The following is a 22,692-nucleotide window of genomic DNA, read 5'->3' on the forward strand; positions in this document are numbered from 1 at the left end:
AGGGGCGGAGGGTTGCCGCCGAGGCGGAAAATGTTTGAGACCTCAAGAGGCCTGGTGCGTCCCCCTGACGATGGCTACGCCCGTCCCTTGTCCTCTCCCGGCCAGTGGGTCAGCGCCACGTGCAAGGCCTCCACGGCCTTGTCCCAGGACCGGCCCACGTCCCGCGCCGCGCCGAAGCTCCCGCCGGCCTCCAGGGCGCAGTAGCCGTGGAAGGTGCTGCGCAGCAGGCGGACGGCGTCCGTGAGGTCGGGTTCGCCGAGGCCGTAGGCGCGGAGCATGCCGTAGGTGATCTCGGCGGTGCGGCGCAGGGCGGGGGAGTCGGCGACGAGGGCCTGGTCGACGGGGAGTTGCGTGGCCGCGTACCGGCCGGGGTGGTCGAGGGCGTACTCCCGGTAGGCCCCGGCGAAGGCGGCCAGCGCGTCCCGGCCCGCGCGCCCCGCCACGGCCTCGGCGATCCGGTCGATCATCTCGCCGCCCGCCAGCAGAGCGACCCGGGTGCGCAGATCCTGGAGGTTCTTGACGTGCGAGTACAGACTCGCGTCCTTCACCCCGAAGTGCCGCGCGAGGGCGGACAGGGTGACCTTCTCGAACCCGATCTCGTCCGCGAGACCGGCCGCGGCCTCCACGACCCGGTCGACGGTGAGCCCGGCACGGGCCATGGAGACCACCTCTTCATCTGGAACCTCTGGACCCGAGAACGCCAAGGGTCCCGCATTTCCTTGGATATCCGTAGTGATTCTTCATCCGTCGGGCGTCATGCCGTGTGCTCGGTGTCGGTGTCGTATGTGGGTACGTGGATCGAATGCGTGACCTTCCGTGGGGAGCGTTGATCGGATGACAGCATCGCGGACGGGAAGGGGCCACAGATGAGCCGGAAACTGCCGCTTGCCGGGGGCGAGATCGCTCGCACCGCCTGCGTACGTGGCCTGCTGCGTACGGGTGTGGATGAGGAGACGGGGGAATTCCTGTCCACCTCGGCTCTGGCGGGAAGGGTGGGCTGGGCTGCTGATCTGGCCTCGGGCATGGCCGCCGCGCTGCTGGCCGAGCACTGGAACGCCGCCGATGTGGACGTGCTGGCCGCCGGTGAGGACGCCGGGGGCCGCAAGCTGCCGTCGAATGCCTGGATGGCCCTGCGCCGCCTGGGCTGGACCGTCGGCCCGGCCGGGGGCATCCGCGTCAATGACCGCATCGTGCGCATGGCCCAGGAGAGCGCCGGGCGCACGCTGCGCGCGACGAAGTGGCGCGCCGACCTGACCGCCGCGGTCATCGCCACCTGGCCCGCCGTCCCAGCGAAGCGCACCCCGCAGGAGTGGGACCAGGTGCGTGAGGCGGTGCCCGGCGGGGGGTATCTGCCGTCCAGTGTCATCAAGGGCCGTACCCGGCAGATCATCGCGTTCGTCAAGCAACACGGCCGGATGCCGGTGCACGTGTTCGAGCTGGAGGCCGCGCCCCGGATCGCGCGGATGCTGTTGCTGTCCGCCTGCGACGGGCAGCAGGCCACCATGGAACGCGCCGACGAGTCGGGCCGGGCGCTGCTGCGGCTGCAACTGCCCACGCGCCCTGATCCACGGTCCTACAAGGACTGGACGTGGGTGGCCTGCCCGGTCAGCCTGCCGCCAACGGTCCCCGCCAGCGCGGTGCTGCACCTGCCCACCCTGCGTCTCCATCAGGGCGTGCGGGCAGACCTCGCCTACACCCACGCCGTCCCGAAGGCGCGGCGGAGCGGGCATATGGTCGCGCTCGGCGTGGACTGGGGACTGAATACCCTGCTGTCCGCCGGGGCCGCACGGCTGCACGGCGACCGAACGATCGCGGCCCTCGGCGGCGGGGGCATGTTCCGTGCGGCTGGTGTTCTTGCCAAGCAGCACTGGCTGCGCCGCCTGTCCGAGCACCTGCACGCCAAGGCCGATCACTACCGGCGGCTCATCGCCGAAGACGAACAGCATGCCCTGACGGCCAGGCACCAGGTTCTCGAAGACGAGATCCGGCACGTGTCCGGCCGCCGGTCGAACCTCAACGATGCCCTAGCCCGGGCTGCCGCACGCTGGGCCGTCGACCTGGCCATCGCCGCCTCGGCGACCGTGATCTACGTCGAAGACCTCCGCTCGATGGAGGCCAGGGGCATGGGCCGCACTATGAACACCCGGCTCTCCCAAGCCGTGCGCGGGCAGATCGTGGACCGGATACGGCACCTGGCCGCCGAGGCGGGCATCGCCGTGGTCACCGTCCCGGCGCGGGGCACCTCCAGGCACTGCCCGCAGTGCCTGGAGGTGTTGCGGCACCGCAGGGCCCCCGACCGGCCCGCCACACCCGGCTGGAAGTGGGCCGTCTGCGACTCCTGCGGCTGGCAGGGCGACCGCGACGAGGGCGCCTGGCGGCGTATCGCCGCACGCGGCCTGACCCACCAGAGCAAGACCGTCACCGACCACACCCGCGGGGCCATGGCCATCCGCACCGTGATCGACAAGCTCGAAGCGGGCGCTGTCATCACCCCCGCGCCGAAGACCCGCCGGACGAACCGGTCCAAGACCGGACCCACCCGGCGACACCCAGCACGTCCGACGCCCAGGCGACGCCGGACACCCTCCCCCGCCAAGTCCTCGGGCCCGGCGGGCCAGCGTCCGGAGGGACACGCCCACACGGACCGCGGACGGCTGCCCCGCGCAGCCCACCGGCACCAGAGCGTGACGACGACCATCACACCCATCAGCCGACACCGGCCACGAGGAACAGCACTGGGCGCGGGTTTCCACCTGCACGTCCACGCGACTCCTCCACGATGGGCAGAACCCGAGCCAGACACTACGTCTGACATGGGATCGCCAAGCTGGTCAGAGACGCTACCGCCCGGTGATCAAGGGCCCCGAGGCCGGGTGACGGCCGAAGCGCGGGTCGGCCTCAGGCCGTCCGCAGTCAGCCGATCGGCGCGTACAGTACGCCCAGCTTGTCGATCTCGTCGCCCGAGCGGCCGGTGAAGCCCACGATCTGCCAGCCGGACGGGGCCGTGAAGGTCTTCGTGTCCGAGGTGGCCGTGCCGGAGGCGAGGGTGCGGCCCTTGTCCGTGCCGAAGGAGGCCGAGAAGATCCGGGTACGGCCGTCCTTCTGGCCCTGCGACAGCTTCACCGAGGTCAGATGCTCGCCGGAGGCCAGGGTGAGCGAGGTCGCCGTGCCGCCGGTGCCGCCGTGGGTCAGCGTCCTACCGCCGTCGTGCGTGAGCGAGACGGCGTCGAGGCGGGAGCCGCCGCGCAGGGTCAGGGTGCGGGGCGAGACCGTCGAGGGCAGGTCGTCGGCGTCGGTGAACGCCGTGCCGTGCGGGCCGCCGAGGAAGTCACTGGCCCGGAGCCGCGAGTTGAGGGTCCAGGAGAAGTCGACCGCGTGCGGGAAGTGGTCGGAGAGGTTGGCGCCCGCGGAGTCGAGGAACTTGGCCCAGTCGTTGTTGTAGCGGGTGGCGGTCAGGTCCACCACGTTGCTGTCGCGGAAGAAGACCTTGTCGACGACCTCGCAGTCGTTGGTGGGGGCGGTCGTCGGGCAGACCAGCGCGTCGGCGCCCAGAGCCGGGGCGACACCGCCCTTGACCAGCTGCACCCACGGGTCCGTGAGCCCGTTCTCCGACACGAGCGAGCGGATGTTGTCGCCGGTGCGCGTGTAGCGGGTGTTGGTGTCACCCATCACGATCACCGCGTTGCCCGCCGAGTTCGCCTTGATGAACTCGGAGAGCTGGGTGACGTTGGCGCGGCGGGCGGCGAGGGCCGCGTCGTCGGAGTCGGCGTTGGTGTGCACGTTGTAGAGGTCGACGTAGACGCCCTCGTCCAGCCGCACCCGGGCCAGCGAGAAGCCCTTGGGGGTCAGGCAGTTGGTGCCGGTGCAGGTGTTCCACTTCACCCGCTGGAAGTCGTCGAACGCGTAGTCCGACAGCGTGTTGAGGCCGTCACCGAACGGCACACCGCCACTGGTGGCGGTGCGGTGCGGGTGGTTGTCACCCGCGTACAGCGCCGCGTGGTAGTTGAAGTCCTCCTGCACGTTGACGATGTCGTACGCCCCGAGGCGCGGCGATATCAGCGGGGTGTTCGTCGCCGGTTTGCCGGAGCTCAGCCCTTCCGGGAGGCCGGCGACGTTGTACGTCAACACGTTGAACGTGCCGCTGGTGGCGGCCGCGGCCGGGGTGGCGCCGGTGGTGGCGAGGCCGGCGACGGCGATCGCACCGGCCGTGAGGGCGCCGAGAAGTCTTCTCATGGTGGGGGTGTCTCTCCGCTCGGGGGAGTGGGTGTAACCGCGAGTAAGTCGAACTGTGCTCAGGTTCGAGGTTCACGGGTGTGGCGCGCAAGGCCCGGTGGGGAAACAGTGCAAGACGTGTCACCCCGTCAGTCCCGCCCTGTCGATCCGGCCCCGTCAGTCCGAGGCGTACCCGCACGCCGTGTCCAGCGCTCCAGGGCCGACTGAGCCGCCGCCGACACCGCGATCCAGGGAGCCGTGTCCTCGACGGGCAGGCGCGGTTCGGTGAGCCGTTCCACCGGTGTGCTCAGCCCCGTCTCCTGCCGGGTTGAGCTTCTCGCTGCAGCCCCATCTGCAGATCTCGTTGTCGTGCCGGGTGCCGTCGATCCGGCTGTTGTGGATGTCGTTCAACATCCAGAAGAAGCGCGCCGCAGTCGGGCTGCCGTTCATCGAGGCCCCTTGATCGAGCCCGCACGTCACCGGTCATCGGGGAGTACTGCCGGATCTGGTGGTCCCAGTCTCGAACGACGGGACCACCAGAACCGGGTGGACCTCGGGACAGCGCCGGTCGGCGCTCCTGGATCCATCAGATCATCCGCCCGGTCGCCCGCGCTCAGGGCGACGCCACCGACGATGGCGTCGGCCCGCACTTCGGGCGAGGGCGCGGAGACGGCGGACTCCACCTCACCGGTGCCTGTGGCGGCCCGAACGAGGGCGTAGGGCTGGCGTATGGGCTCTGGGCCCTCACGGTTCGTGGTCGAGGGCTCGGCTCTTCTACGGAGCCGGGCTGATGTCGCCGTTGGTGTTCATGTTGAAGATGCCATGGGTCTTGCCGTCGACCTTCAGGTGCTTGAGCCAGTGCTTCGAGAGGTTGTGCACGTTCTTGTGCTGCATCTCCCACACCACCGAATGCCCGGCGCAGTCCAGCTCGACCATCAGCTTGTGGTCGCCGGCGATGGCGTTGTAGAGCGCGGTGACCGAGAAGTTGAATTCGGGATCTTCGCTCGACGTGTTCACCTGCCTGTCGAACTCCCCGTACGCGATGAGGACCGGCACCCTGCCGCCGAGGACGCCGCCCTGCGCCGCGGTGGTCTTGTTCCAGCCCCACCGTACGAAGTTTCTGATGCGATTGCGCCCTTCACCGACCGGTCCCCACGTGCTGCCCACCGGATCGCTTTTCATGATCGCGTCCCACACCTTGTCACGCATCTCTTCTTCGCGCTGCCCATCGCAGTGCACCTCGTTGGTCCACCCGTTCCAGGTTCCCTCTTTGGTGCTCAGGAACATCGGGAAGCCGGGCTGAGGCAGCGGGTCGGGGGCATTCGACGTCCCCTCAGGCGGGAAGATCGGCGCCAGCAGGAACAGGCTCGACACCTTGCCCGGGTTCTTGACCGCGTAAGGACCCATCGTGAAGGCGGCCGCGGACCAGCCGATGAAGGCGACCTTTTTCACCCCACGCTCGCGGATGATCCACTCCACGACGGTGTTCAGCTCGTCCCGGTCGCTGTCCGAATTGGTCAGCTGGTACGGATAGTTCGGCGGGCCCGGCGTGAAACCCGGAGGCCTCGGCTTCAGAAGGTGCTGCTGGGCGGGGTTGACGTTGCGAGGGTCTTCCATCGTCGGCCGCGGCGACAGCCCCGAGCCCTGGAGGTCCATCATGAAGACGTCGTAACCGGCCTTGGCCAGCGCATCGGCCCAGCTGTACGACTTGAAATCGAGATCACAGCCCGCGAGCACCGGAACGCTCCGGCCGTGGAGCATCAGGACGGCCGTGCGCTCGTCGGAGTGGCCGGGGGGCGTGCCGTCGCGCTCCCGCACGAAGAGTTCGACGTCCTTGCCCTTATTCGCGGGGACGGTGGACTTGTGGGGTACCCGGTGGTCTTTCACGGTGACGGGCATGAGGATCCGTTCTGTGAGCTCGGCTGGGGCGTCGTCGCCCCGTCCACACCACGCTCGATGCGCGAGACCGTCCGTGCCACAGCAGAGAGCTAGTCGTGTGACGTGCACTTTCTCCGTGCCGGCGCTCCGGCCGTCCGTAGCCGACCGCTCGCGCCCTTCCAGCGCGCCCGGGCATCGGACGGCTGGCGACCAGCCCTCGTCGTCGGCGGCCTTGCCGTCGAGGGGTGTTGATGGGCCGGACCGGCGCACGGCGGGCGCAGCGGGATCTGATGGTGGTTGGTCTCCTCCGGGTGAAGCACGGCGGAGAACGGGCCGGCCCTCAGCTCTCGATGCGGCCGACAGGATCCGACGTCTGGGGCGGCTTCACCTGTCGCGACCTGCCGAAGAGCGGCGCCCAGCATGACTCAGTAGCGGTCCGCCGTCGTTGGCGGGCGGGTACTCGCGCTCATAACCGTCCAACCGTGTCGTGCCGCGTCCCCAATTGGCGACATGGCAGAGCGGCGGCGCTCCCACCTCGGACCAGTGATGCGGATGCGGTGGCCGGTCGACCGTGGTGCTTCACACGCGTCGCCGGGTTGCCGGTGCACCGAACGGGACACGGTCCGGGCGTGGGCTTGGAGGGTGTGGCGAACTGCTTACGGGTCAGTTGCTCGGCGCCGGGGGCGCCTCCCAGTCGTTCCTCCAACTACGGCAAAAGCCGAGACCTGGAGCACACCTTCCGCTTCGCGAAGCAGACCCTCGGCTGGACCACCCCGAAACTCCGTAGTCCTGAGGCGGCGGACCGCTGGACATGCATCCTGATCGTCGCTCACACCCAGCTCCGGCTTGTCAGGCCCCGCAGCTCGTACGGTCATCCACGGTTCCTGCGATCGGTCGGACGGCGTACGCACGGAAGCTCCCGGCGGTGAGGTGTCCGGACTCTGCCCGAAGCCCCCGACGGACAGAGGCCGCCCGGCTCGTACACCGGCCGGCCGCTGTCCACCAGTCGCCCTACGACCCCGTCGCGGAGAACACGAAGGAGAACTCCGCCGGTCCTGCCGGCAGGTGGTACTGCGGCAGGGGGCCCGGGCCGCAGGACTGGGAGCCGACGCCCATCTGGGCGTGGTCGAGGTTGACCCAGACCGCGTCGCCCGCCTGAAGGTCCGTCAGGTGCGCGGCGGCGTCCAGCTGTTCGGTGGTCCAGCGACGGGCCGTGAACCCGAACTCCGGGGCGCCGTCGATGCGCAGACCGCCCAGCTCGGCCCAGCGCACGTCGGGCCGGGCGCCGTTCTCCTGCGGGCGGAGGTACGGGGTCTGGAGGTCGTCCACCGTGGAGTGGTAACGGGTCACCATGGAAGCCGACTTGGTGTCGGGGTAGCCCTCGCCGGGGCCGCCGCCGTACCAGGTCACCGCGTTCGCCGACGGCAGCCCGAAGCGGATGCCGAGCCTCGGCAGCGGGACGGTCCAGTCACCGTCCGGCTCCACCGACACGGTCAGCTTCAGCCGGGTGTCGTCGGCGGTCCACCGGTACGTCGCGCGCAGGCCGACCTCCCGGGCGGCCGGTGCCACCCGTGTGCGTACCGTCAGCGCCGCGGCGCCCAACTCGACCCCGTCCAGGCGGTGCTGTACACGGTGCAGGCCGAGGTCCCGCCACAGCCTGCTGTAGCAGGTGTTGCCGTTCCAGGCGCCCTCGTCGTTGTCGGTGGTCGCCCGCCAGACGTCCAGCCGCAGCCCCGTCACCTCGACGCCGCCGATGGTCTTGAGCGCACCCGTGCGGACGTCGAAGGAAGCCGGGCCGAGATAGATCAGCTTCTCGCTCGCCACGGGGCCGTCACCGGCGCTCACGGTCGGCAACGGCCGTTCCGCAGCCGGGAGTTGGGTCCACGCCACCTGGTGGTCCCTCTTCCCCCAGGCGGTGTCCTCGGCCAGCAGTGCCCGTACGGTCCACAGTGCCTCGCCCGCCGGTCCGCCGACCGGCGGCTGCGGCAGCTTCACCTCGGCCGACTCACCGGGCCGCAGGGCGGGCACCGAGAGGGTCCCGGCCTCGATCGTCTTCCCGTCCACCTCGTACGCCCACTCGAAGGCCAGCGAGGACAGGTCCTGGAAGTCGAACGCGTTGCGCACCCGGACCGTCCCGGCCGAGCCGTCGCCGTCGATCCGGACCGGCTCGATGACCTTCTTGAACTCGATCAGACCGGGCGACGGCGTCCGGTCCGGGAAGACCAGGCCGTCGCACACGAAGTTGCCGTCGTGCAGCTCCTCACCGAAGTCGCCGCCGTACGCGTAGCCCAGCGTCGGGTGCTGGACGCCGTGGTCGATCCACTCCCAGATGAAGCCGCCCTGGATGCGGTCGTGCGCCTCGAAGATGCGCTGGTAGTCGGCGATTCCGCCGGGGCCGTTGCCCATGGCGTGCCCGTACTCGCACTGGATGAAGGGCAGTTGCCGGCGCTTGTGGGTGCCGCCGTCCAGGCGCTTGCCGATGCGCTCGGTCTCGGCGTGGTCGGCGTACATCCGGGAGTAGATGTCGGTGTCCCGGCAGTCCCAGTCGCCCTCGTAGTGCACCAGGCGGGAGCCGTCGCGGCCGTGGATCCACTCGGCCATGGCGGTCAGGCCGCGGCCGGTGCCGGCCTCGTTGCCGAGGGACCAGATGACGACCGAGGGGTGGTTCTTGTCGCGCTCGACCATCCGGGCCGCGCGGTCCAGGAGGGCCGGGGTCCAGCGGTCGTCGTCGACGGGGTTGTCCCGCCAGTTCTGCTCGGTGAAGCCGTGGGTCTCCAGGTCGCACTCGTCGATCACCCAGAGGCCGTACTCGTCGCACAGGTCGAGGAAGGCGGGGTGCGGCGGGTAGTGCGAGGTGCGGACCGCGTTGAGGTTGTGCCGCTTCATCAGCAGCACGTCCTCGCGCATGGTCTCCAGGTCGAGGGAGCGGCCCTTGACCGGGTGCCACTCGTGCCGGTTGACGCCCTTGAAAAGGATCGCCTTCCCGTTGACCTTGAGGAGACCGTCCTCCAGGACGACCGTACGGAAACCGATCCGCAGCGGGACGCGCTCGCCCGCCGTGACCAGCTCGCCGTCGTACAGCCGGGGCGTCTCGGCGGTCCACGGCTCCACAGGGACGGTCACCGGCTCGCCGGTCGCGACATCGATGTCGAGGGCGGGCACGAGGACCCGGCCGTCGACGTCGGAGTCGACACGCAGGGTCCCGATGCCGCCGACGTGGTCGTAGGAGGCGTGCACGAAGAAGTCGAGGGCGCTGCCCGCCGGGCGGTGCAGCAGCGTGACGTCCCGGAAGATCCCGGGCAGCCACCACTGGTCCTGGTCCTCCAGATAGGAGCCCGCGGACCACTGGTGGACCCGGACGGCGAGGACGTTCCCCGCCGGCTTCAGCAGGTGCCCGACCGCGAACTCGTGCGGCAGCCGGGAGCCCTTGAACTCACCGATGTCCGTGCCGTTCAGCCACACCCGTGCGCACGACTCCACCCCGTCGAAACGGAGCACGGCGCCACCGTCCGAGGACCACCCGTCCGGCAGGTCGAAGTACCGCAGGTGGTCACCGGTCGGGTTCTCCGACGGCACCCTCGGCGGGTCCACCGGGAACGGGTACAGATGATTGGTGTAGATCGGCGCCCCGTAGGCCCCGTGGCCCTGCATCACCCAGTGACCCGGGACGGCCACCCGGCCCCAGCCCTCGGCGTCGTACCCCTCGGCGGCGAACGAGTCGTCCTCCGCGTCGGCGGTCGGCGACAGCCGGAAGCGCCAGACGCCGTTCAGCGACAGGGTCCGGGCGTCGGAGGACGCGTACCAGGCGCGGGGCGGGAGGGCCCCGCGGCCCGGCGAGACGTCCTCGACGTAGTCGACGGACGGGGTGGTGGCGCCGGTCGAGCCGGTGGTGTCGGCGGTGCGGAAAGACATCGGTCTCCTTGCTGATTTCCTAGGGGGTGTTTCGAGACACCCCCTAGCCCTTGATGCCAGTCTGCGCGATGCCCTGCACCAGCCAGCGCTGGAGGAAGAGGAAGACGAAAACGAGAGGCAGGATGGAAATGGCCGTGGCCATGAAGATCAGGTGGAAGTTGACGGTCTGGCCGGTCGTGTAGTTGGAGAGCGCGACCTGGACGGTCCACGCGCTCGGGTCCTGGCCGATGACCAGGGGCCACAGGAAGGAGTTCCATCCACTGATGAACGTGATCGTCGCCATCGCGGCGAAGAAGTTCAGCGAATTCGGTACGACGACCCGCCAGTACGCGCCCATGTAACCGAGCCCGTCCACCCGTGCCGCCTCCTCCAGTTCCTTGGGGAACCCCAGGAAGTACTGCCGGAACAGGAAGCAGGTGAAACCACTGAACAGGCCCGGGATGATGAGCCCCCGGTAGGTGTCGATCCAGCCGAGGGACGACACCAGCACGAAGCTGGGCACGAAGGTCACGGCGGTCGGCACCATCAGGGTGCCGAGGACGGCGTAGAAGACCTTGTTGGCGTGCTTGTACGGAATGCGGGCCAGGCCGTATCCGGCGAGCGAGCAGACCAGCAGGGTGCCGACGGTGTGCAGGACGCCGACGACCGCCGAGTTCCACAGCGAGCGCGCGAAGTCGACCGAGGGGTCGTCGAACGGCTCGCTGATGTTTCCCCACTGGATGTCGGTGGGGAACCACTTCCATTCCTCGCCCGTGATCTCCGGGTCCGTCATCAGCGCGTTGCGGACGATCAGATAGAACGGGATGAGGAAGAGGACCGCCGCGATGCCGGTGGCGATGTAGAGACCGGTCGAGCCGATCACGCTGCCGGTCCGGACGCGGCGCGGCTTGGCCGAAACGTCGACCCGGTCGACCCGGTCCGCCGGAGGTGTCGTGGTGGTGGTCACTTGGACTCCTCACCCCTTCCGAATCCCATGATCTTGCCCTGGAGCAGCGTCACGAGGCAGATCAGTACGGTGAGGATCAGCGCGCCCGCACTGCCCGCGCCGTAGTCCTGGCTCTCACCGAGCGCCTTGTAGTACAGCTCCACCAACGGCGGTCTGCCCCAGGTGGTCTTGTTCAGCAGGTTGAAGAACTCGTCGAAGCCCTGATAGGCCGCCACGAGCAGCAGCAGGATCACGGCCGTGGAGGTCGCCCGCAGCTGCGGCAGGGTGATGTGCCAGAACGTCTGCCAGCCGGGCTTGGCGCCGTCGATCGAGGCGGCCTCGTACATCTCCTGCGGGATGTTCTGCAGGGCCGCGATGAAGAGGATCATGTAGAAGCCGGCCTGGAGCCAGAGGCGTACGGTCACGATGAGCAGCCAGTACCAGGGCGGGTCGGGGCTGGCCAGCCACGCGGTGTTGTCGATGCCGAAGAGGCCCAGGAAGGTGTTCGCGAGACCGAAGCGGACACCGTTGAAGATGGACATCTTCCAGATCAGGGAGGCGGCGACGTAGCTGACCGCCGTCGGCAGGAAGAAGACCGAGCGGAAGAACGCCCGCATGAACCGCAGCCGGTTCACCATCAGCGCGAGGCCGAGCGAGGTCGCCCAGGTCAGCGGCACGATCAACGCGGCGAAGACGGTGAAGGTGCCGAGCGATCCGACGAAGTCCTCGTCGGTCAGCATCGTCACGTAGTTGTCGAGCCCGATGAACTCGCTCGGCGTGACCGTGAAGCGTGCCTCGAAGAACGACAGGTAGAGGCTCCACAGGATCGGCAGATAGACGAAGATCGCCAGGCCGATCAGGAACGGCCCGGTGAAGAGCCAGAAGTTGAAGGTGGGGGAGCCCCGCAGCCCCCGCCGCGGCTTGGCCGGAGAGGCCTTCGCCGGGGCGGGGCTGGAGACGCCGTCCTTGGTGATGGTCGACATGTCGTGAGTACCTGTCCGTCGGCCTAGCCGAAGAGCTTCTTCAGTTCCTTGTTGACCTTCGCGTCGGCCTTGGTGAGTTCCTTGTCCGGGTCGTTGCCCTTGCGGACGGAGTTGGCGAGGACGTCCTCCAGGGCGGTGATGCTCGCCTGGGTCCAGCCGATGTTGTCGAAGTGGCCGAACTCGTTGAAGAGCTTCACGCCCTCAGCAGGCAGACCGGACTTCAGCTTCTCGGCGGACTCCGCGATCGAGGTGCGCGGCGGGATGTGGAAGCCGTAGGAGAGCGCCCAGTCCTCCTGGTAGTCCTTCTGGTCGATCCACAGCCACTTCACGTATTCCTTGGTCTCGTCGACGTTCTTGCCCTTGGCGTTGACGAACATCGACCAGCCGCCGTTGTAGACGGACTGCTTGCCGGCGCTGCCGACCTTCGGGAACGGGAAGATGCCGAGGTCGTCGCCGAGCGCCTCCTGCATCTGCGGCATCGCCCACATGCCGCACCACTGCATGGCGGTCAGGCCCTGGTTGAGCGCCGACGGGTCCCAGAAGTCGGTCGGCGCGTCGAGCAGCAGGTCGCCGCTGGTGAACAGCTTGCGCAGCTGCTTGAAGCCGTCGACGACCGCGTCCGTGTGGTAGGCGATCTGGTTCTTCTCGTCCAGGTGCTGCGCGCCGGCCGACCAGATCAGCGGGTTGACCATCGAGTGCAGGGTGTTGCCGAGGTAGGCGCCCTTGACCTTGTCCGTGGTCAGCTTGGCGGCGGCCTCCGCCAGCTCCTCCAGCGTCTGCGGGACCTCGACACCGGCCTTCTCGAACATCGACTTGCGGTAGAAGAAGAACTGCGGGTCGTCGATCATCCGGATGCCGTAGATCTTGCCGTCGACCGTGTGCGACTGGATGTCGGCCTGGTTGAAGTCGTCCTTGACCGGGTTTATCAGGTCGCTCAGGTCCGCGACCTGCCCGCTCTCGATCATCTGCAGCTGCGGGTGGAACTCGAAGCAGTCGGGGGCCTTGTCCGTGAGGAGCGAGGCGAAGAGCTTGCTCTCGAAGTTGGAGCCGGTGATCCACTGCGTGGTGACGTTGGATTCCTTGTAGGCCTTCGCGTACCGCTTGATGGCCTGCTCGGTGCCCGCCTCGCCGTACGCGTGGAAGTACTGCGTGAGGCCGGCGCCGCCACCGCTGCTGCTCCTGCCGGTGTTGCCGCCGCACGCGGCAAGTCCGCCGGCGGCGGCCAGACCCAGCGCGGCCCGCAGGGCGGTACGGCGGTCGAAGTTGCTGTTCCTGAATGCCGACATGCTGACGTCCTTGTCTCGAGTACGGCTGCGGCTCTGCGCCCATGGCTCGGCGGCTCAGTGCCTGTTGGCTCAGTGGCTCAAAGAGGCTTGCGGTGCGGGACGTTAACCTTCGGCTAAGGCTTCGGCAAGGGGTTGGACGAAGTCTGTTCGAAGCGTTGTATTCGGTTCGGTGTTCCGAACGTCCGTGCGACGCAAAGGGTTTGACGTGGGGGAGAGGGCCGCCGGGTCAGGGTCCGGCGGCCCTCGGCTCAGGGGTGTTCGCGCAGGCTGTCGCGCTCTTCGGACCGCCCGCGGCGGCGTACGGCGGGCCTGCCGCGCACCGGGGCGGCACGCGTGCCCGGCTTCTGTCCCACGGACTGCAGCGCCCCTTCGAGCGCGAACGTGGCCGCGCCCAGGCAGGCCGGGTCCGAGGGGATCTGGGAGAGCACGATCTCGGTGGCGGCCATCGGACGCGGCAGCGCGTGCCGGGCGACGGCCTCGCGCACTTCCGCGACCAGGGGTTCACCCAGGGCGGCCGCGACCCAGCTGCTGAGCACGACCACCTCGGGATTGAACAGATTGACCAGGTCCGCGATGCCCGCGCCCAGATATCGGGCGGTGTCGCGCACCACCTTGACCGCCACCGGGTCGCGCCGGGTCACGCCCTGCGCCAGGGCGGCGATGGTGGCCGTCTGGTCCTCGGGGTGCAGCAGCGTACTGCGCGGACTCAGCTCCCGGAGGTTCAGCATGATCCCCGGGGCGCCCACGTACGTCTCCACGCAGCCGTGGTTGCCGCAGTGGCACAGCCGGCCGTCCAGCACGATCGTCGTGTGGCCCCATTCGCCGGCGCTGTTGCTCACCCCCCGGTGCAGCCCGCCGTCCAGGACGAGCCCGGCGCCCACACCGGTCCCGAGGGTGATCACCGCGGCGTCCCCGCGGCCGCGGGCGGCCCCGAACCACAGCTCGGCCACCGCGACCGCGCGCAGCGGATTGTCCAGGTAGAGGGGGTAGGCGATGTGCTCCGTCAGCAGATCGAGCAGCGGCACGTCGTGCCAGTCCCAGTTGGGCGCGTACTCCGAGGTGCCGGTGGCACGGTCGACCTGCCCCGGCACGCTCACCCCGACGCCGAGCACCCGGGCGCCCTCGGTGCCGGCCTGCGCCACCGCGGAACCGACGGCGGCGGCGACGTGCCCCACCATCTGCTCGGGCAGGCTCTCACCGGGGCGGACGCTCTCCTCGGCGCGGGCCAGGATGTTCAGCGCCAGGTCGAACAGCTCCACGCGGACGTACGTCTCCGCGATGTCGACGCCGATCAACGCGCCCCCCGACGCGTTGACGGCCACCAGCCCACGGGGACGGCCGCCCGCCGAGTCCTCGAACCCGACCTCGGTGATCATGCGGAGGTCGAGCAGCTCGCCCACGAGTGTGGCGACCGTGGCCAGGCTCAGCCCGGTGGCCGCCGCCAGCTCCTGCCGGGAGGTGGGAGACTTGGCGATGATCTGGCGCAGCACCTCGTAGCGGTTCGCGGTGCGGATGTCGCGTGAGGTGCGCTTCACCGACGACATGATCCCCTCGATCCCTCCAGGCCATGACGAGGCCTGCTGCCCCGGCGCGGCGCCCAGGCTATGGCGAGGAGGGACTTTCTACAAGGGGTTAGGAAAGGGGGTTTACGAAGTCTCCCCGACGCCGCACGCTCGACTCACGCACCGAGCACCTCCCGCACAAAGGCGTTGCGGAACTTGCCCGCCGGGTCCAGGACTTCGGCCAGCGCCCGGAAATCACCCAGCCGGGGATACAGCGCCCGCAGCTCCGCCGCCGGCACCGTGAACACCTTGCCCCAGTGCGGCCGGGCCCCGTACGGCGCGAGCACCTCCTCGACCCGCCGGACCACCGGCAGCACGGGCGCCGGGTCCGCGACCCAGGTGAAGTGGAGCGCGACCGTGTCCCGGCCGTGGGCGGGACTCAGCCACTGCTCGTCGGCGGCGACCGTACGCACCTCGCACACCTGGAGCACCGGCGCGACGACATGCCGGACCCCGTCGAGCGCGTGCAACGCCTCCCCGGCGAACGAACGCGGCAGCAGGTACTCCGACTGCAACTCGTCCCCGCTGCTCGGCGTGAACTCCGCCCGGAAGTGCGGCAGCCGCTCGTGCCAGGGCCCGGGCACCCCGAACTGCTCGGTGCAGTTCACCGCGGGCATCCCCGGCACCGGATGCATCGCCTCGGTCGCGGGCGCCGCCCACGGGAAGTCCGCCGCCGCCCGGTCCACGCGCTGCTTGACCCATGCCTGGTCGAAGCCGGAGTGCCGCCAGCGGGTGAAGAGACTCACGCTGTACGCCGCCGCCGACACCGCGTCGAAGTCCAGCCCCGTCAGAGGGAGTTCACCGTAGACCTGCTGGCCGACCTCGAAGGCCGGCTCCAGGTCGAGGGTGAGCGCGGTGACCACGCCGAGCGCGCCGAGCGAGGTCACCGCCCCGCCGAAACGGCGGTCGCCGCGCGCGAGCGTCAGCGTCGTCCCGTCCGCCGTGACCAGCTCCACCTCGCGCACCGCCGCCGCGAGCGGACCGTTGCCGTCGCCGGAACCGTGCGTACCGGTGGCCACCGAACCCGCGACGGAGATGTGCGGCAGGGAGGCCATGTTGTGCAGGGCGAGACCGTGGGCGTGCACCGTGCGGGCCAGCTCCGCGTACCGGACGCCGCCCCCGACCCGTACCGTACGGGCCGTCGTGTCCACCTCGATCTCCGGGGCCAGCCCGGTCAGCGACAGCAGCACACCCTCGGGTCCCGGCTCCGCGATCTCGTTGAACGAGTGCCCGCTGCCCAGCACCCGCACCCGCTCGCTGCCCGCGACCAGGGCCCGCAGCGCGTCCAGGGACCCCGGCCGGTGCAGCTCCCTGGCGGTGTACGTGATGTTCCCGGCCCAGTTGGTCAGGGTCTCGGTCGTCATGTCTGATGTCCTCCGCTGGCCGTAGCTGTCGAGGGCCATCCTCTCCGCCCGGTCCGCCGACCGCTTCATTGACCTCCCCACGAGCGCCTGCCTACCGTAGAGACCGCTTACTGTCCTCTGGCCTCGCCCTCTCCCGGCCCCCTCGGCCCTTCGAGGCCTCCCAGCCGGAAGGTCCTTCCTTGCCCGAGCGTCCCCGCGCACTGTTCGCCATGACGGCCGAGAACGTCCCGCAGGTCTTCCCGCCGGACGTGCTGGCCCGCCTGCGGGAGACCGTGGACATCGACCCCGCCCTGATCGCCGAGGACTTCGCCGATCCCCGGGTCCGGGCGGCGCTGGCGGAGGCCGAGGTGCTGGTCACGGGCTGGGGCTGCCCCCGCATCGACACGGCGGTCCTCGACGCGGCCCCCCGGCTACGGGCCGTGCTGCACTCGGCCGGCTCGGTGAAGGGCTTCGTCACCCCGGCCGTCTGGGAACGCGGCATCACCGTCTCCACGGCCGCCGCCGCCAACGCCCTGCCCGTCGCCGAGTACACGCTCGCCATGGTCCTGCTCGCCGGCAAGGACATCCTCGGCCGCCGCGAACGCCTGCGCGCCGAACGCGTCTCGCAGGGCTGGGGGTTCGTCCCCGGCATCGGCAACCACGGCCGCCGCGTCGGCGTCATCGGCGCCTCCCGCATCGGCCGCCGCGTCATCGAACTGCTCCGCCCCTTCGACCTGCGGGTGAGCCTCACCGACCCCTACGTCGACGAGGCCGGGGCCGCCGCCCTCGGCGTCCCCCTGCTCCCGCTCGACGAGCTGCTGCGCACCTCGGACATCGTCACCGTGCACGCCCCCGACACCCCCGAGACGCACCGTCTGATCGACCGCCGCGCCCTGTCCCTCATGCCCGACGGGGCCGCCCTGATCAACACCGCGCGCGGCGCCCTCGTCGACCACGACGCCCTGGTCGACGAGCTGCGCGCCGGCCGCCTCTCCGCGATCCTCGACGTCACCGACCCCGAGCCGCTGCCCGCCGACTCCCCCCTCCTCGACCTCCCGAACGCCTTCGTCACCCCCCACCTCGCCGGCTCCCAGGGCAACGAGGTCGCCCGCCTCGGCCTCGCCGTCACGGAGGAGGCCGAACGGCTGGCCGCCGGGGAGGAGTTGGCGTACGCGCTGGACCGGGGGGCGCTGGAGCGGACGGCCTGAGCGGGGACCCGCCGGGCCGTGCAGCGGTCGGTGGGTGGTGGCCGGCCGGTGGTCACGGACGCTTCCACCAGCGGTTTTCGACCCTGGTCGAAAGGGGGCGCGAGCGCGCCTCGCCAGTCGGCAGGCTTCGGTGCGGGACACGCACGTGCTGACAGGAGAGGAACACGCACATGAGGTTTCGATGGCTGGTCGCCACCGCCGGCCTGGCCGCCGCGCTCGGCACCACCCTCGCGGCGCCGTCCGCGTCCGCCGCGTCCGCCTGCTGGCGGCACGAGGACGGCATCAGGTGGTGGTGCAACAACGTCGCCGGTGCCCCGGTGTACGGATCGGTGGGCAACAACCCGCTGTACCCGAACCCCAACCAGGTCGTCGGGACCATGAACACCAATCCGAGCTGGTTCTTCTGCAAGATGGACAACCAGGCCTGGGTGGGCGGGCCGCACCCGACCCGCTGGATCAAGACCGTCGCCGACAACGGCAAGGGCGGCTGGATGAAGGACACCGCCATCTACAGCGAGACGGACCCGCTGCGCGACTGCTGACCTGTGCGAGGACGCACCCGGGTCGCGGAAAACAGACAACGGTTGTCGGTGTGATCACGCCGACAACCGTTGTCTGTTTTCTTGGGTGATCGAAAGTCTTTCTTCCGCACGACATCTTGTCGACCTCGGCCGGAGCCCCCTACCTTCCGCAGAGAACGTTTACTGTCGTGTGCCCGGCCGGGAGGACTCCGCATGCCCATCTCCAGAAGATCCGTCCTGACCACGGCCGCAGCGGGCAGCGGCACGCTCGCCCTCGCCGGTGCCTGGTCCCCGGCGGCCGCCGGAGACGCGCCCGAGCGGGAGACCGGCGCGACGGCGGGCGGCGCCGGACGGCTCGACCTCGTCGACTTCGGCGACCCCGACTCCGAGGCCGCCCACGACTTCCACGGCCCGGACACCGAGGTCGTCGACGGTCACGCGGGGGACAGGGCGCGGGTCGCGAGGCCCCTCGCCACCCCCGGCATCAAGGGCGGCGACCTCCGCTTCACCGTCGCCGTCGACCCGGTCCACCAGAACCACCTCACCGTGAAGTTCTGGGGCGGCGACACCTCCACGTACAAGACGATCGCGTACATCAACGGCGAGCAGATCGGCTACCGCCGCTCCGGCGACTACGAGGCCCTGAACACCGGCACCAACCGGCCCCTCCCCGGCCGCTTCTTCTACGCCACGATCATGCTGCCGCTGGAGCACACCCGGGGCCGCACCCGCGCCGAGATCACCCTGCGCACCTACGACAGCGCCTTCGCCGGCAAGGTGACCGCGAACTCCCGTGGTTACTACCGCGCCTACACCCACACCGGCAGCCACCTCGACCTCAGCGACGACCGCAGGACCGGGTTCACCCCGCCCACCGCCACGGTCGCCGGTCTCGACGACACGGCGAAGCAGGCGCTCGTGGACGGATACGTCGCCGAGCAGGTGAAACTCTTCAACTCCCTCTCGGCGAAGGTGGACGCGGCCGCGACCGGCAAGCTGTCGGTCGTCCGGTACGTCGAGGAACTGTTCTTCTACGCGGGCGCCCTGGCCCGGGCCTCCTGGTGTCCGGCGAAGACCCCGGCCGAGAGGAGGACGGCGCTGCTGAGGATCTTCAAGTGCGTCGACAACCACACCAAGGACTACTACGGCAACACCAAGCTCCTCGCCTGGGGCGGGCACCAGGGTGACTGGGGCGGCTACTACGGGGCGCTCGGCCAGGCGCTGTACCTGGTCGAGAACGTCATCGCCGACAACGATGTCCACGGTCGTGCGGCCTTCGAGGACTTCCTCGACGAGCCGTTCGTCACCGGCACCGAGGACGGTCCCACCTCCCTCGCGGGCGTCGACTGGGACGGCGGCCCCCTCACCCGCCGCGCCGCCTGGGAACGCGTCCTGAAGGCCAACTTCGACTACGCCCGCTCCCGGCTCTCCTACATCTACAACCAGGTGATGTACACGTACGAGGGCGCCTGGGAAGCCCACGAGGGGCTCCGGGTGATCGGCTCGTCGTACTACGAGGGCCGGGCGCGCAGCCACCGCATCGTCGGCGAGGCCCTCGGCTGGGAGCCCTTCCTCGGCGAGGAGGTGCTGGTCGGCCCCGACGGCCAGGACCTGGACCTCTTCCACTCGCTCTTCCAGCACGACACCACGGCCCGCTGGACCGACGACTACGTCAAGTACGTCATCAAAGGGCTGGCCCGCTCCAAACTCGACAAGAACGGCGACATCGTCCGCCGCCTCCCCCTCGGCACCCATTACACGACCATGACCGAGGCCGGCCACACCCGCGAGAACGGCTACGTCGCCAACTACGGCGAGGCCACCAACTACCTCCCCGAGTGGTTCCACCGCACCTGGGGCCACGAGGGCGACGAACAACTCAACGACAGAATCCTCGAGTTGGCCCTCCGCAACCTGCACGCCCGCTCGCACGCCCGGATGACCGACCTCGACGACGACCTCAAGCGCACCATGCGCATGGAGATGGTCATCGACGAACGCAACACCAACTTCCCCGGATTCCCCGGCTACGTCCTGCGCGTCTCCGAGGGCAAACTGCTCCACTACGTCTCCCTCGCCCACCACATCGCCGCGCACCCCGACCGGTACGCGGGCGAGAAGTGGAGCCGGACCCGGCGCCACGCCCGGGAGGCGGTGGGCTTCGCCCAGCAGCAGATCGCCGACCACCAGTACTTCGCCACCTTCTCCGCCGTGAAGTCGAAGAACAAGTACGACCTCGAACTCGGCGAGACCTGGGACTGGTTGAAGGCCCAGGAACCGACCGGCCTTGTCCACCCGCACACCGACTTCGCGTACTACACCCCCGCCGAGCTCACCGCGCTCGGCGTGCGCACCGCCGACTACGAGCGCTTCGCCTGGGTCGACGTGGACTGCATGTTCGTCTCGCTGCGCGACGGCGACACACATCTGTGGGGGCACCTCAACGAACGCCAGCGCGGCTTCGCCCGCAACGGCCGCCTCCACGTCCGCCACCCCGACCGCGACCACATCGTCCAGCTCCACACCGAGGGGCTCTTCCAGTACGAGGACTACTGGGCCCGCATGGACAACATCGACGTCGACTTCATGGAGGACCAGCAGACGGGCGACTCCACCGCCCTCCAGGCCCTCGCCGGCGAGATCGCCCCCCTCACCTTCCAGCCCGGCGTGGGAACGGTCCACCGCGAGAACTTCGAGGCCGACCACGCCTACTCGGGCTACCCGGACCTCCTCACGGCCCGCTACGGCCGCTACCTCTTCGTCCTCAACACGACACGGAAGGCGTACGGCAACGAGCGCACCCACCGGGTGGAGGTGCCGGGCGCGGGCGCGAGCGTCCTCGACCTGGTGAGCGGCCGGGAGCTGCCGGTGCGCGGCGGCCGGGTGAGCGTGCCGCCCAGGACGGGACTCGTGCTGCGCCTGGCGTCGGAGGACATCGCCGAACTCCCGCCCTCCCACGTCGACTTCGTCCACACCCTGCCCGGCGACGCGTCCGTCCTGGTCACCTGGCAGACCACGGCGGGCGCCACCCACTACGAGGTACGCCGGGCGACCCGCCGACGGGGCCCCTACGAGCTGATCGGCGCCAGGGCGACGGGCCGTCAGTTCGTCGACGGGTCGGCCCGGCCGGGCGAGACCTACTTCTACACGGTCACGGCGGTGAACCAGGCCGGCCGGGGCCTGGCGTCGCACGCGATCGAGACGGAGCTGCGGCGGTCCGCCTCGCCCGCGCTGCGACGCACCGGCTGGCGCGACGACGCCCTCCACCACGCCCGCCGGGGCAGCGCGCTCGTGCGCGGCTCGACCGTCCGCGTCCTCGGCGCCCACGGCGACGGCCTCGGCGAGGGCGACGACTACCGGGTCCTGTCCCGCGACATCGACGACGAACTGCACTTCGTGAGCCGCCCGGCGGCCGGCAGTCTCACCCTCACGGCCCGCGTCGACACCGCGCGGGGCCCGGTGACCGGTCTGATGCTCCGCGACCGGCTCACCGCCGACACCCGGCACGTGTACTTCGGTGCCGACGCCGACGGCGGGCTCGTCCTCCACGACCGCACCCGGGACAGCCGCCACGACTGGCAGGACGACCTCCGCTCCCCGGTCACCCGCCGGCTCCCCGGCCGCACCCTCGCCGCCACGCCGTACCTCCGACTCGTCCGCGACCTCACCACCCACCGCGTGCACGGCCAGGTGTCCAGGGACGGTCGTACCTGGGTGACGGTCGGGAGCCTGTTCTGCCCCTTCCCGTACGCGGTGCACGCGGGCGTCGTGGCCACCGGCGACGCCGGCTTCGCCGAGGTCGAGGTCCAGGCGCTCGGGGACCGCCCCCTGCTGGTCGCCCTGGAGCGCGACGGCGATACCGTCACCGTCCGCTGGAACAAGCCGGAGGACGCGCTCACGTTCACCGTGGAGCGTTCCCCCGACGGCAAGGCCTGGGACGCGCTCGTCCGCGACACCCGGTCCCTCGCCCACGACGACGAGGGGCTGCGGCACGGCAGGCGGTACTACCGCGTCACGGCGGCCCTGGTGGGCGGCGGCACCCGGGTCTCCGCGCCCGCGGCGGCCGTCGCCGAGACCTTCGCCGACGTCCTCGCCAGGGCGCGTGCGGTCGACACGGCCGCGTGGACGAAGAAGAGCCACGCGGCCTTCACCGCCGAGCTCGACCGGGTGGAGGGGGAGACCGGGAAGGAAGAGGACACCCGGATCGACGCGGTGTACGCGGCGTACGAGCTGCTCGTCTCCCGGGAGACGCTGCTGCGGCGCACCGAGGTGACCGCGTCGATGGTGAGGGCCTCGACCATCACCTGGCCCGGCACCGGGACGCAGGCCTCCAACGGCTGGCGGGCCTTCGACGGCGACACCGCGACGTACACGGACACCCTCGCGGCCGACAGCTGGATCGACATCGACGCGGGCGCGGGCGGCACGCTGCGGGTGGACAGGCTCCGTGTCCTGCCGCGCGCCGGGTTCGCGTCGCGGGCGACCGGCACGGTGCTGCGCGGCTCCGCCGACGGCGGGGCGACCTGGACCGACCTGCACACGATCGGCGCGACGACCGACGGTGCGTGGTACGAGGCGTCGCTGCCGACGACGGCTTCGTACCGGCTGCTCCGCCTCCACGACGCACACAACGGACGCTGCAATCTGACCGAGGTGGAGTTCTGGTACTACGCGTCGGAAGAGTGATTCCGGGGGGCGGATGGGCGGGTGCGGGTCCGGTGGGGGCTGATCGCGCAGTTCCCCGCGCCCCTGAAGGGCCTCCGGCCCTTTCGGGCCGAAAAGCACGGGGCGCAGCCCCTGCTTTTCAGGGGCGCGGGGAACTGCGCGAGAAGCCCCACGCACCCGCACCCGCCACCGAACCC

14 protein-coding genes are annotated in these 22,692 nt (G+C 70.1%); 5 read left to right on the forward strand and 9 right to left on the reverse strand.

All coding sequences use genetic code 11. The features are described from left to right. Positions 1–74: 74 nt before the first annotated feature. The gene (locus P1P70_RS05390; RefSeq protein WP_319235001.1) at positions 75–659 is read right to left on the reverse strand and encodes a TetR/AcrR family transcriptional regulator; all 585 of its coding nucleotides are present in this window, start codon (positions 657–659) and stop codon (positions 75–77) included. Positions 660–866: 207 nt separating this feature from the next. On the opposite strand from P1P70_RS05390, the gene P1P70_RS05395 reads away from it, so the two are divergent. Further along, positions 867–2,975: a zinc ribbon domain-containing protein gene (locus tag P1P70_RS05395; protein WP_319235002.1), complete on the forward strand. Its 2,109-nt coding sequence runs from the start codon at positions 867–869 to the stop codon at positions 2,973–2,975. Here P1P70_RS05395 and P1P70_RS05400 read toward each other — a convergent pair. Beyond that, the gene (locus tag P1P70_RS05400) at positions 2,914–4,233 is read right to left on the reverse strand and encodes a jacalin-like lectin (RefSeq protein WP_319235004.1); all 1,320 of its coding nucleotides are present in this window, start codon (positions 4,231–4,233) and stop codon (positions 2,914–2,916) included. The two genes, P1P70_RS05395 and P1P70_RS05400, sit on opposite strands and share 62 nt — an antisense overlap. A gap of 307 nt (positions 4,234–4,540) precedes the next feature. On the opposite strand from P1P70_RS05400, the gene P1P70_RS05405 reads away from it, so the two are divergent. Continuing rightward, positions 4,541–4,675, forward strand: coding sequence for a hypothetical protein (locus tag P1P70_RS05405; RefSeq protein ID WP_319235005.1), 135 nt, complete (start codon positions 4,541–4,543; stop codon positions 4,673–4,675). Positions 4,676–4,986: 311 nt separating this feature from the next. On the opposite strand, the gene P1P70_RS05410 is transcribed toward P1P70_RS05405, so the two are convergent. The 7 genes from P1P70_RS05410 to P1P70_RS05440 all read right to left on the reverse strand — a co-directional run bounded on the left by P1P70_RS05410 (position 4,987) and on the right by P1P70_RS05440 (position 16,122). Further along, positions 4,987–6,030: an alpha/beta fold hydrolase gene (locus P1P70_RS05410; RefSeq protein ID WP_319235026.1), complete on the reverse strand. Its 1,044-nt coding sequence runs from the start codon at positions 6,028–6,030 to the stop codon at positions 4,987–4,989. Positions 6,031–7,101: 1,071 nt separating this feature from the next. Then, positions 7,102–10,002 carry a glycoside hydrolase family 2 TIM barrel-domain containing protein gene (locus P1P70_RS05415; protein ID WP_319235007.1) on the reverse strand — a complete coding sequence of 967 codons (2,901 nt, stop codon included), beginning with the start codon at positions 10,000–10,002 and terminating at the stop codon, positions 7,102–7,104. 43 nt (positions 10,003–10,045) lie between these two features. After that, the gene (locus tag P1P70_RS05420; RefSeq protein WP_319235008.1) at positions 10,046–10,948 is read right to left on the reverse strand and encodes a carbohydrate ABC transporter permease; all 903 of its coding nucleotides are present in this window, start codon (positions 10,946–10,948) and stop codon (positions 10,046–10,048) included. Beyond that, a complete protein-coding gene (locus tag P1P70_RS05425; RefSeq protein WP_319235009.1) occupies positions 10,945–11,910 on the reverse strand; it encodes a sugar ABC transporter permease in 966 nt (321 codons plus the stop codon). The genes P1P70_RS05420 and P1P70_RS05425 overlap by 4 nt, the downstream gene beginning before the upstream one ends. A 23-nt stretch (positions 11,911–11,933) precedes the next feature. Continuing rightward, on the reverse strand, positions 11,934–13,196 hold the full coding sequence (locus tag P1P70_RS05430; protein ID WP_319235010.1) for a sugar ABC transporter substrate-binding protein: 1,263 nt from the start codon (positions 13,194–13,196) through the stop codon (positions 11,934–11,936). Positions 13,197–13,444: 248 nt separating this feature from the next. Next, complete coding sequence (locus P1P70_RS05435) at positions 13,445–14,740, reverse strand: ROK family transcriptional regulator (protein WP_319235012.1); 1,296 nt, start codon at positions 14,738–14,740, stop codon at positions 13,445–13,447. A 134-nt stretch (positions 14,741–14,874) separates the two neighbouring features. Further along, positions 14,875–16,122: a D-arabinono-1,4-lactone oxidase gene (locus tag P1P70_RS05440; protein WP_319235014.1), complete on the reverse strand. Its 1,248-nt coding sequence runs from the start codon at positions 16,120–16,122 to the stop codon at positions 14,875–14,877. Between the two features lie 179 nt (positions 16,123–16,301). On the opposite strand from P1P70_RS05440, the gene P1P70_RS05445 reads away from it, so the two are divergent. From P1P70_RS05445 to P1P70_RS05455, 3 genes are all read left to right on the forward strand, one after another. Then, positions 16,302–17,309 (forward strand): hydroxyacid dehydrogenase, encoded by a 1,008-nt coding sequence (locus P1P70_RS05445; RefSeq protein WP_319235016.1) that lies wholly within the window; start codon positions 16,302–16,304, stop codon positions 17,307–17,309. Positions 17,310–17,479: 170 nt separating this feature from the next. Then, positions 17,480–17,851, forward strand: a complete 372-nt coding sequence (locus P1P70_RS05450) for a hypothetical protein (protein WP_319235017.1) — start codon at positions 17,480–17,482, stop codon at positions 17,849–17,851. Positions 17,852–18,043: 192 nt separating this feature from the next. After that, complete coding sequence (locus P1P70_RS05455; RefSeq protein ID WP_319235019.1) at positions 18,044–22,516, forward strand: fibronectin type III domain-containing protein; 4,473 nt, start codon at positions 18,044–18,046, stop codon at positions 22,514–22,516. Positions 22,517–22,692: the final 176 nt, after the last annotated feature.

Origin of the sequence: Streptomyces sp. MB09-02B (genome assembly GCF_033794485.1) — a bacterium.
Taxonomy (GTDB): Bacteria; Actinomycetota; Actinomycetes; order Streptomycetales; family Streptomycetaceae; genus Streptomyces.